General features: G+C 52.9%; 9 protein-coding genes, 2 tRNA genes, 1 pseudogene and 1 riboswitch. Of the genes and pseudogenes, 8 read left to right on the plus strand and 4 right to left on the minus strand.

Going from position 1 to position 10521, the window contains the following annotated elements; genetic code table 11:
- A pseudogene (locus ACK4S7_RS12550) lies at positions 1–1060 on the minus strand (S9 family peptidase); the annotation flags it as partial.
- 493 nt (positions 1061–1553) lie between these two features.
- Here ACK4S7_RS12550 and ACK4S7_RS12555 point away from each other — a divergent pair.
- The 8 genes from ACK4S7_RS12555 (at position 1554) to ACK4S7_RS12590 (ending at position 7849) form a co-directional block, all read left to right on the plus strand.
- Positions 1554–3233 (plus strand): M28 family metallopeptidase, encoded by a 1680-nt coding sequence (locus ACK4S7_RS12555; RefSeq protein WP_409647423.1) that lies wholly within the window; start codon positions 1554–1556, stop codon positions 3231–3233.
- A 4-nt stretch (positions 3234–3237) separates the two neighbouring features.
- Positions 3238–4218, plus strand: a complete 981-nt coding sequence (locus ACK4S7_RS12560) for an agmatine deiminase family protein (RefSeq protein WP_409647426.1) — start codon at positions 3238–3240, stop codon at positions 4216–4218.
- A 62-nt stretch (positions 4219–4280) separates the two neighbouring features.
- The gene (locus tag ACK4S7_RS12565; RefSeq protein WP_409647429.1) at positions 4281–5141 is read left to right on the plus strand and encodes a class I SAM-dependent methyltransferase; all 861 of its coding nucleotides are present in this window, start codon (positions 4281–4283) and stop codon (positions 5139–5141) included.
- A gap of 7 nt (positions 5142–5148) precedes the next feature.
- Entirely contained in the window at positions 5149–5499 is a 351-nt protein-coding gene (locus tag ACK4S7_RS12570) for a DUF3147 family protein (protein WP_409647431.1), read from the plus strand.
- Positions 5500–5506: 7 nt separating this feature from the next.
- The gene (gene aguB / locus ACK4S7_RS12575; RefSeq protein ID WP_409647434.1) at positions 5507–6373 is read left to right on the plus strand and encodes an N-carbamoylputrescine amidase; all 867 of its coding nucleotides are present in this window, start codon (positions 5507–5509) and stop codon (positions 6371–6373) included.
- Entirely contained in the window at positions 6357–6890 is a 534-nt protein-coding gene (gene folK, locus ACK4S7_RS12580; RefSeq protein ID WP_409647437.1) for a 2-amino-4-hydroxy-6-hydroxymethyldihydropteridine diphosphokinase, read from the plus strand. The genes aguB and folK overlap by 17 nt, the downstream gene beginning before the upstream one ends.
- A 40-nt stretch (positions 6891–6930) precedes the next feature.
- Positions 6931–7006, plus strand: a tRNA-Lys gene (locus ACK4S7_RS12585).
- Between the two features lie 327 nt (positions 7007–7333).
- Positions 7334–7446, plus strand: a riboswitch (SAM-I-IV-variant riboswitch).
- A 275-nt stretch (positions 7447–7721) separates the two neighbouring features.
- Positions 7722–7849: transfer RNA gene (locus tag ACK4S7_RS12590), tRNA-Thr, on the plus strand.
- A 296-nt stretch (positions 7850–8145) separates the two neighbouring features.
- On the opposite strand, the gene ACK4S7_RS12595 is transcribed toward ACK4S7_RS12590, so the two are convergent.
- From ACK4S7_RS12595 to ACK4S7_RS12605, 3 genes are all read right to left on the minus strand, one after another.
- On the minus strand, positions 8146–9147 hold the full coding sequence (locus tag ACK4S7_RS12595) for a sensor histidine kinase (RefSeq protein ID WP_409647440.1): 1002 nt from the start codon (positions 9145–9147) through the stop codon (positions 8146–8148).
- Positions 9148–9353: 206 nt separating this feature from the next.
- Positions 9354–10160, minus strand: a complete 807-nt coding sequence (locus ACK4S7_RS12600; protein ID WP_409647443.1) for an HWE histidine kinase domain-containing protein — start codon at positions 10158–10160, stop codon at positions 9354–9356.
- A gap of 50 nt (positions 10161–10210) precedes the next feature.
- The coding region (locus ACK4S7_RS12605) for an integrase core domain-containing protein (protein ID WP_409647446.1) at positions 10211–10521 on the minus strand (311 nt) is incomplete at its 5' end.

Genomic DNA, 10521 nt, shown 5'->3' on the forward strand with positions numbered 1-10521 from the left:
GTCGACTTGCAAACAACGGACTCAAGCGTTTGGTTATTTTATCGAAGTAATAGAATTGCCCGGGGTTTGTGTCGCTGCCCGCCCAAATTACGAGCTTTTGTCCGTCTGCACTCATTCCCCCAAAATTGATTAAGCCAGCGTCAGGCAACGCCTTTAAAAGGGAAGCACCAAGTTTTTGCAAGGCGGGATCGAAATAGAACGCCTCACGCTTCTCCGTTGCGAAGCTTACCCCGACCACCCGTCTTTGCCTACCCAACCTAATAAGACCGTCAACATCGACATCTGGTCGGCTGAACACTTTCGTTTTAGTAAGTGAGCCATCCAGTTTAACTTTATATAGTGCTAGCCGACCGTCCGTTTTTTCAAAGCCGTAAGCCACGTCTTCTGCAGGATCGACGGCATAGGGATTAAAACCAGTGTTGTTGGTGGAATCAAACTCGCTAAGAAAATTCCATTCGTTTTTCCCCGATATGCGGTAGAGATAGCGCCGCATGCCGCTATCATAGTCAGATGCCGTTTTTACGACGCCCATAATCCGCACATTACCGACGCCATCACTGATATATTCACTTGCCAACCGCGTTGGCGCAACCACCGGCTTGGAAATCAGGGTGCGCGTGTCCACACGATCTACACCGTAACCGTCCTTGGTTTTGGCCACCAGTGATCCGATTTTCCCCTCCGGCACATATTCGCGACCTAAAAGCACCGCGCCATCATCTGAAGGTAGCAGATCCACCAGATTACCTCCGAAATAGGAGACACGCTCCGCATTGGCGCCCTGTCGTACCGAAACCAATTTGAGTTCAGTCCCGTCGGCATTTATCGAGACCAAGCGACTGGCGACGATAGGATCACCATCTTTGCGTACAACCATGACAATACTGCATATCAATCTTGCGTTGGAAACCCATTCGCAAGAGGACAATCGCTCGGGATCACCTGATGCTGCCAATGCGGCGCGGGGTGTGGCACGATCAACTATATCAACAGTAAACAAACGGCTTCCCTGTCCCTCGGTTGGAACAATATAAGCTATCTTATTGCCGTCAGGCGACATGGATACGTGTTGGATAGCCTCACGGGCTCCGAAATCCGCGGCAGATTTGTCCTGCGCCGACAGCACTGCCGGCAACGACATTGCAAGAAGACAACTAACAAATCGCATATCCGCTCTCCCCATGTGTCGACTGCATACATGACCGCTGATTATGATACAGCAAGCACAAAGTAGCTTCTAAGATGTAAATTTTCACGATAAGAGTCTAAAGATAAAGCATAAAATATCGCATAATGTGGACCACGTTTAATGGGGCGCTGCCGTAATGACCCAAAGTATTTTCGCGGTGACGCCTGAAGAGGCGTCCCAGCCCGCGGTGGTACGGCGGTAAACTGACAGGAACGTTCTTCCCAGTCCCAACAGATAGCTGTGTACAGGCTCACGCTATAATCCTGCTGCTATTCGACGTTCATATCGTAGGCCTTTTTTGTTTGAGCCGGACGGACGGGTCTGGCACAAGGCGCGTAATAATATTTCCCCTTAGGAGAATTTCATGCGCCTGCTTTCTTTGGCCCTTATTTCCACGCTGGCTCTGACCTCCGCCTGTCAGAAGGCGGAATCGCCGGTAGCCGAAGTATCGGCTTTTCCGGAAATTGAGGTTCCTGCGTTATCTGAACAGACGATGAAAGACGTGACGCGCGAATTGTCGCTGGACACTTATGAAGGCCGCGCGCCGGGGTCTGCAGGCGAAGAAAAGACCGTTGCCTATCTGATATCTAAATTTAAGGCGGCAGGGCTTGAGCCCGGTAACAATGGCAGTTGGACGCAAGACGTTCCGCTCATCGAAATCACCGCGAAAAACGTTTCTGCATTAAGCATTGCTGACCGTAGCGGGAAGGCTATGTCTTTTGCATATGGCGACGAATATGTCATCGGCAGCTATCGCGAAACGCCAAAAACGGAAATCAAGCAAAGCGACATGGTCTTTGTCGGTCATGGCATCGTCGCCCCTGAAAAGAGCTGGAACGACTATGCCGGCGTTGATGTAAAGGGCAAGACCGTGGTCGTAATGGTCAACGATCCCGACTTCGAAAGCGACGGCCTTGATGGCCCCTTCGGCGGAAAGGCGATGACTTATTACGGTCGCTGGACCTACAAATATGAAGAAGCCGCACGCCAGGGCGCAGCAGCTGTTTTGATTATCCATGACGATGCGCCTGCGGCCTATGGCTGGAACGTGGTCAACTCAAGCTGGACTGGCACTCAGTTCCTTGCCCAGTCAAAGGATGGCGGAAAAAGTCAAACGCTGGCCAATGGCTGGATCCAGAAATCTGTCGCAAAGGAAATATTTAATGCTGCAGGGCAAGATCTTGAAAAACAGATGGCGGCAGCAAAGCAGAAGGGATTCAAGGCAGTACCCTTGAACCTGACAGCATCGCTTAATTTCGAAAACGATATCGCGCGCAAGGCCAGCAAGAACGTCGTTGGCGTGCTGAAGGGCACGAAACGCCCTGACGAATATGTGCTCTATACAGCGCATTGGGACCATTTGGGGCGCTGCACGGCTGCCGCCGACGGTGACGACATATGCAATGGTGCTGTCGATAACGCCACCGGGACCGCTGCGCTGGTCGCATTGGGCGAAGGTTTTACCAAAGCAGGCGCCCCTGAGCGGTCAGTCGTATTCCTTGCGGTAACCGCTGAAGAAAGCGGCTTACTCGGTTCCAAATATTATGCCGAAAACCCAATCTTCCCCTTATCACAGACCGCAGGCGGCGTGAACATGGACGCGTTTTCAATGTCGGGACCCGCCAAGAATCTAACTGTGATCGGCAAGGGCAAATCCGAACTTGATAGCTATCTGGAAACGGCTGCAAAATTGGAAGGCCGCACGCCTGAAATGGAGCCAACGCCTGAAAAGGGCTTCTATTATCGGTCCGACCATTTCAGCTTTGCCAAGCTTGGCGTGCCCATGGTATATTTTGAAGGCGGTGACGATTTAGTCACAGGCGGGAAAGCCGCTGCCAAAGCAGCAGCCGAAGATTATGAAAAGAACCGCTACCACGCGCCCGGTGATGAATTTGACGAAAATTGGGATTGGGCCGGCGTCATGTCCGACCTTAAACTCTACTATCGCGTTGGACGTATGCTCGCGATGACCGATGCTTGGCCAAACTGGAACGAGGGCGATGAATTCCGTGCAGTCCGCGACAAGAGCCGCAGCGGGAAATAAGCACATGGCCTTTAGAATGCCCGCGGAATGGGCACCGCATGAATCGGTTTGGATCGGGTTTCCAAGCTCGGCGGACGCGTGGGGTGCACCTTTGGGGCGAGCGCAGCAACAAATCGTCGAGTTTGCAAATGCCGTTCACGCAGCGGGTCGCGGCGAGCGCGTGCACTTGATTGCGGGAAATGACGAGGCCGCCAAGATCGCGTCTGACAATGTCGACAGTGGCATCGTTGTTGAACAACGTGCGATCGGGGACATCTGGCTGCGCGACACCGGTTGTATCATCGTCAAAGATGGCGACCGCCGCCTTGCCCGCGATTTTGGTTTCAATGGCTGGGGCGGACGTTTCGATTATCCTGGCGATCAAACAATTGGCCACGAACTCGCAGCGTCAGCAGGTTTTGCGATTACGAAGGCTGACTGGATCTTGGAAGGAGGCTCGATTGACGTCGATGGCGCAGGCCTCGCCGCAACGACCACGGACTGCCTGCTTAATCCCAACCGCAATCCGTCACTCGATAGCACCGCAATTGAAGCCGTGCTGCGCGACGAGCTCGGGATCGAACGGCTTTTATGGCTAGGCGATGGGCTGGCGAACGACCATACCGACGGACATATCGACAATCTTGCCCGTTTTGTAGGCGTAAACCATATCCTAATCCCGCAAAGTGTGGGGCTTGATGACCCCAACAGTGCAGTTTTTGACGATGCCCGAAGCCGAGCCGAAGCATTTGGTTGCCGCATCAGCATCATGCCCTCTGTCGGACGGTTTATGCTGGATGGTGAGGCCGTTCCTGCAAGCTATATGAACTTCTATATTGGCAATCATGCGGTAGTCGTGCCGATTTATGGCGCGGGGAATGATGACGCAGCCATTGCGACTTTGGCCGCGTTATTCCCCGACCGACAAGTTGTTGGTGTCATGGCAGACGCAGTATTGACTGGAGGCGGCAGCTTTCACTGCTCAAGCCAACAAGTGCCAATTTGACGGTATTGGAATTCTGCGCTCAGATAACCATATAGATTGCACGCAAAAAGGAGAGGACCCCCATGAAGAAAGCATTTCTATTCGCCCTCGCAGCCGCAACTTTGGCAATGCCAGCCCTAGCTGACCACCACGGCGCGAACAAAGCCGAGCATGCAAAGATGCATAAGGCACATCAGGAGCGGCTTGCCAAAATCCTTGCCGACCCTGCCCGGGCAAATGACGCAAAGCGTGACAGATATCGTCATCCTGCCGAGACGTTTGAATTCTTTCGCCTTCACCCTGACCATGTGATTGGGGAATATGCCCCTGGTGGGGAATGGGTGTCACGCATCCTTGGCCGCTACGTCAACGAAAATGGCAAATATACCGGCCTGTACTTCGGCACAAAAACACATTTCAGCGACCAGCAAAAACAAGGCATTGCAGCCGCCGTCACCAAATTTCCGTCTGACGTCGCTGCAGTCTCCGGTCGGCCTGCAACCGACTTCAACGCATTTTCTATCAGCGAAATCCCAGAAGGCGCAAAGGGAACCTTTGACCGTATTCTAGTAATGCGAATGATGCATAACCTGATCAATTGGAACATTGCGGATTCCGAAATCAAAGCTATGCGCGACTTGCTGAAACCGGATGGCTTGCTGGGCATTGAGCAGCATCGCGCCAAAGCAGACGCACCTTATAGCTATACCGATGGCACAAAAGGCTACATGCGGGAGGCGGACATTATCAAGTTCATGGAGGTTCATGGGTTTGAACTTGTTGCCAAGAGCGAGATAAACGCAAACCCCAAGGACAGCGCGAATTGGCCTGACGGCGTCTGGACTTTGCCCCCTGCATTGCGGTTGAAGGACGTTGACCGGGCGAAATATGAAGCGATCGGTGAATCTGACCGCATGACGCTGCTCTTTAAAAAGCGACCTTGATAAAATTGTGACCGCCTTTGCAATTCGTGCAATCCTTTCGGGGATCATCATCGCACTGATTGCTGTTATTGGTCGCAAGGCGCCGGCAGCGGGCGCGTTAATCGCCTCGCTGCCGCTTATATCCGTTTTTGGAATGATCTGGCTTTGGCGTGATACAAGCGATTCGATACTCCTTGCCGATCACGCCGAAGCAACATTTTGGTATGTTCTGCCCAGCCTGCCAATGTTCCTGCTCATGCCATGGCTGCTACGCGCTGGGCATAGCTTTTGGTTCGCGCTTTCGTGCGGCATTGCGCTCACAATAATATTGTATCTGGCAACAATCGTGATTGCGGCACGTTTCGGGGTCCGGCTATAGACGCGGGATGACCAGAAATATTACCGTCGCCGCGTTGCAACTGCCCTTGTCGGCCAGTGAAGCTGAAAATATTGATGCCGTCAGCGACCTGGTGTCGCAAGCGAGCGACCTTGGCGCGCAGATAATCCTGCCGCCCGAACTGTTTTCTGGTCCTTATTTCTGTAAAACGCAGGAAGAAGCGCATTTCGCGCTTGCGCGGCCGACACTGGAGCATCCTGCAGTCACGGCGATGGTGAAACTCGCCAAGCGGCTTGGCGTTGCCATTCCAGCAAGCTTTTTTGAACGGGATGGCGCACATTTTTATAACAGCATCGCGATGATTGGCCCGAACGGCGAAATCATGGGCATTTATCGCAAAAGCCATATCCCCGATGGTCCTGGGTATCAGGAGAAATATTATTTCCGTCCCGGAAATACCGGGTTCAAGGTGTGGGAGGTGTTCGGCACAACTGTTGGCGTCGGCATATGCTGGGACCAATGGTACCCCGAATGCGCCCGCGCGATGGCCTTGATGGGTGCTGAGCTGCTCTTCTACCCGACCGCTATCGGCGCTGAGCCGCAGGACGCCACATTGGACACAAGGCATATGTGGCGGCGGGCAATGGTTGGCCATGCTGTTTCCAACTGTATGCCAGTAATTGCGGCCAACAGGGTCGGAAGCGAGGACGATCATGGCCAGACGGCACAAAAATTCTACGGCACCAGCTTTATCTCCAATGAATGGGGCGATGTAGTCTGCGACCTTGGTGATGCCGAAACAGGCGTATTGGTTTCGACATTCGACCTTGACCAAGCGCGCGCGCACCGGGCCAGCATGGGCTTCTTCCGCGACAGGCGGCCGCAACTTTACACGCGCCTTGCCGAGGATATTTAGTCTGTCCCATCTCTATCTCGTTGGTATTGGATCGAATCAGCCGCACCCGCTTATCGGCCCCCCCTGCCGTGTTGTTAAGCAGGCAATTGCTGCATTGGAAATGGAGGATATCGACGTATTCGCCCACTCCGCGACGATTCAATCAAGTCCCATGGGTCCATCGTCGAGGCGCTTTGCCAATGCAGCCGCAGTCGTCGCAAGCGAACTTGATCCCCCAGCCCTTTTGACGCGCCTGCACGAAATCGAAAGCCATTTCGGACGGATCCGTCGCGGCCAAAGCTGGCGCGCACGCGTGTTGGACCTTGATATTCTTCTGTGGTCCGGCGGCATGTGGGCAGAAGATAGCCCGATGCTTTCCATTCCGCACCCCGGTCTGCATTCACGCGGTTTCGTGCTGACACCGGCGGCGATGGTTGCACCCGATTGGCGGGACCCGATGACTGGCCTTAGCATCCGTCACCTGCAATCGCGATTTAACCGACCAAAGGCGCTTGACCCCACCCCCCACCGCTATTAGGGGAAGCGCTCTCCTTTGAACCCACAATGGTTCAAATCGGGGGCCCTTAGCTCAGTCGGTAGAGCAACTGACTTTTAATCAGTAGGTCGCTGGTTCGAACCCAGCAGGGCTCACCATATATTTCAATAGGTTAACACCGTTGAACGCTTCAATTTTTTTGGTGAGAGCGGTTTCAGTAATCAGATAGCAATCAGATAGAGCGACTATCGTTTTGATGCATTGATATCGATGCGTCACAAACGCGTAAGATTTACGCGGAAATTATTCTGTGCTTAGCGGGCGAATGAGTTTGGAAAGCACCTTGCCCCCGTTTTCGCTGACGGACCGCAGCGTTTGACGTTGCAAAGTAAAACGATTCGAGCGACGCCGCGTGGAAGGCAGATGATGCGAAACGGTCACATTAGCGCACCCAATTGACATTTGTATCTATTCATTCGATAAGGATGCAGCATCAAGAGAAGGGTTAAGTCGCCCTCACCAACCTGTCAGCTCTGGCAAGGTGGTACTGGTCCGCAAGGATCGGGATGTGGCTAGGACAGCAACTAAGTGAGCCCTTCGTCACATATTCTCTGGGTGTAGCAGCACTGGAGATAAACTATGTTAGACAGCAGAATAATTAGAGCAGGAGATGTAGTAGTCTGCATTGATGCTCAGCCGCCAATTCCAATTGAACCAAGGCAGGCCGCGGTGATAGGCCGGCTCAAAGAGCGGGCTACCTATCGCGTTTCTGCAGTCGTCTGGGCAAACGGTAACCGAGGCCTTCATCTTGAAAATATTGACCACCGGCCGACTGACGGGTGGCGTGCTAGCAGGTTTCGTAAAGTCCTACCGGCCGATCCAGCTTTTTGTGAAGCTGTTAAAATGAGTATTCTCGCTCTTACTTAATCCTTTATGCCTTACCTGCGACCTCCGCATTCGTAATGCGGGGGTCGTAGGTTCGAATCCTATAGTCGGCACCATATTTTTCAATAAGTTATCGCGTAGCTTTTGGAATAATGTGGGCAAGTGCTTTAATCAGGCAAGCACTGGGCAAGCACTCGGAACCTGTTGTGTAGGCTGCTTTGATGTGGCCCATTGCAAGTGTACCGGCCTTTGAACGTGCTGCGGAATGGCAGCTTTGCGCCCAATTACGGACACCCGAGGTCCTAAAACATTTGCTTGAATGCGGACATTGTTACGGCACAGGCGCACGCGGTGAGTTCGAGGATGATCAACTATCCAGCCGCAAGCCATTAGAACGGATGAATAATTTACATTAATTGGGTAAACTACTTGTCCGCACAGATACGGTAGCCACTAGTCCCGTGGGTTGCCAATCGTAGGTGATACTCCCTGCAAGTTCCGCCTCCAATATTCGAACTAGCATTTGGCTGCCAAATCCACTCATTGTTGGTTGCTCGGAAACGACAGGACCTCCGGTTTCTGCCCATGTAATTATCAATTGCTCGTCTTGTATGGCGCCAGTGATGGCAAGAGCTCCCTCCTGGCTCGAGAGCGCGCCGTGCTTGGCCGAATTTGTCGCCAACTCGTGGATGACCATCGCGAGAATATTCGCAGTTTGCTCACCTACCCCCATACGAGGCACTGCAACTCGGATGCGATCGCTAAAAGCACCTAGGTCGTCGTAAGGGGCGAGCAAAACTGTGATCAGGTCTCCAAGCAATGCAGCATTACCTTGAGACGCAGGTAACGGCCGCACAAGGTCATGTGCCCGACCGAGCGCCGAAAGTCGCCTCATCAAATCCTTGGTCATCTCTTCGACAGAGTGGCAAGACTGGGCTGTGAGCGCAGTAAGGCTACTTGCAATTGCCAATAGATTTTTTACACGGTGGCTCATCTCGCCCGCTAAGAGTTCGTGGCCCTCCTCGGCTTGCTTGCGCCCCGTGACATCAAGAAAAACACCAAACATCGTCCGGTCTACAATACCCTCGTCGGCTCCTTGCCCACGTGCAGAAATCCATCGGATCGCATCACCTAACATAATCCGGAAATCAATTTCATAAGGTCCGCTAACTGATCTCGTCGCAACAAAAGCTGCACGTACCCGATCGCGATCTGCGGGATGAATATGCGCGGAGAGTTGTTCAAATTCGAGCTTCGTAGACCATTGCAGCCCCCAAAGATCAAAGCCACGCCTGTCCATGTAGAAGCTGTTGTCGTCAACGTTCCAACGCCACAAAGCGACACATGCGGCCTGGACGGCGAGTTGAAGTTGCTGGACGCTCCAATCGCCCACGGATGTATCAATATTGTTCATGTTAGGGTTCCGTGCGTCAGACGGACCAAGACTAACAGTTTTATAATTTTACACAAACGGGCAGATGTTGTGAGCAGCCACATAGTATGAACGACATCTCGCCTGAACATGTCCGGGCCACAAACAGTACCTCCGTGTGTCGGTTGCGTTGGGTCTCAAATTTGAAGCCGTACAAGCTGCCTGTCGATATGAACGTTTGAATACATTTAGCCAGCTCCGAAAATTGCGCGCGGAACAACGATAGTCACTTCCAGCAGGTCGTTGGCAACGTCGAAATTACGAGCTCCCCCCAACTGGTGCTCGACTACAGTGTGAATGATTTGCATACCGAACCCTTCTGTTAGAGTGGCGTGGGCGCCAGAAGGAATAGGTTCACGCCACTGTATAACCAGTGCGTCATTCTCAATTATGCACTTGAGCTCAATCTTGCCCGCATCTGCCGCCAAAGCTCCATGCACACGCGCGTTAGAAATTAACTCATGAATTACCAACCCCAGTGGCTGCACAACTTGCGGCACTAACTCGGCATCTTGTCTGTCCACGACGACCCTGTCGGCGCCCCCGTGGGCCGCGAGCAGTTGATCAATCAAATCCGTTAGGCTGACAGACCGCCAGCGCCGTTCCGCTAAAAGTCGATGAGTAAGGGCAAGAGCGTGAACCCGACCATTTATTGATCGGGAAAGATGCTCAACATCTTCTGCTCGGGATAAACGGACGATGCTTTGGACAAGTGCTAGAGCGTTTAGAGTTCGATGATCCACTTCTTTCAAAAGTCGGCGCTCACTAGCTTCTAACTCTTTGGCTCTGTGTTGCAGAGTGATGTCCTCTTGGGATGCCAACCAGTAGAGCAGACGGCCGTCCTCGCCTCTGATTGCACTGATCAACAGAGCGTTTATAAACGACGTGCCATCCTTGCGGTAGTTCAGCAGTTCGATTTCAATGCGATCGTCGCCGCGGGACAAAGCATGGCGTAACTTCGCGATCTGAGTGTCCGTCGTCAGAACATTTGGCACTGATGGCTGCGTAAATTAGCGGAGTGTTGGCCTCATCAGTTGGGTTAATATTAGGCGGCGATCTTGTGGTGTTGCAAGCGCCGATATTCGATAGTCTGTCGTTTAATCCTTTCACGTTGTTGGATGATGGCTTGCGCCCTGCCGAAGTAGGCATCGGCAGGCGTGACGTTGTTCAGGCTCTCGTGATAGCGCTGATGGTTGTAATGCTCGACGAACGCTTCGATCTGATGCTCAAGGTCGCCGGGCAGGAAGTAGTTGTCCAGCAGGATGCGGTTCTTGAGTGTCTGGTGCCAGCGTTCGATCTTGCCCTGTGTTTGCGGATGCATTGGCGCGCCGCGCACATGGCTCATCTTGTTGGCTT

Origin of the sequence: Sphingorhabdus sp. (assembly GCF_046292425.1) — a bacterium.
Lineage (GTDB): Bacteria > Pseudomonadota > Alphaproteobacteria > Sphingomonadales > Sphingomonadaceae > Sphingorhabdus_B.

Excerpts from the sequence above, each read along its gene's own strand:
- ACK4S7_RS12555 (WP_409647423.1), top strand. The coding sequence starts at position 1,554 with ATGCGCCTGCTTTCTTTGGCCCTTATTTCCACGCTGGCTCTGACCTCC.
- ACK4S7_RS12560 (WP_409647426.1), top strand. The coding sequence starts at position 3,238 with ATGGCCTTTAGAATGCCCGCGGAATGGGCACCGCATGAATCGGTTTGG.
- ACK4S7_RS12565 (WP_409647429.1), top strand. The coding sequence starts at position 4,281 with ATGAAGAAAGCATTTCTATTCGCCCTCGCAGCCGCAACTTTGGCAATG.
- aguB (WP_409647434.1), top strand. The coding sequence starts at position 5,507 with ATGACCAGAAATATTACCGTCGCCGCGTTGCAACTGCCCTTGTCGGCC.
- ACK4S7_RS12595 (WP_409647440.1), bottom strand. The coding sequence starts at position 9,147 with ATGAACAATATTGATACATCCGTGGGCGATTGGAGCGTCCAGCAACTT.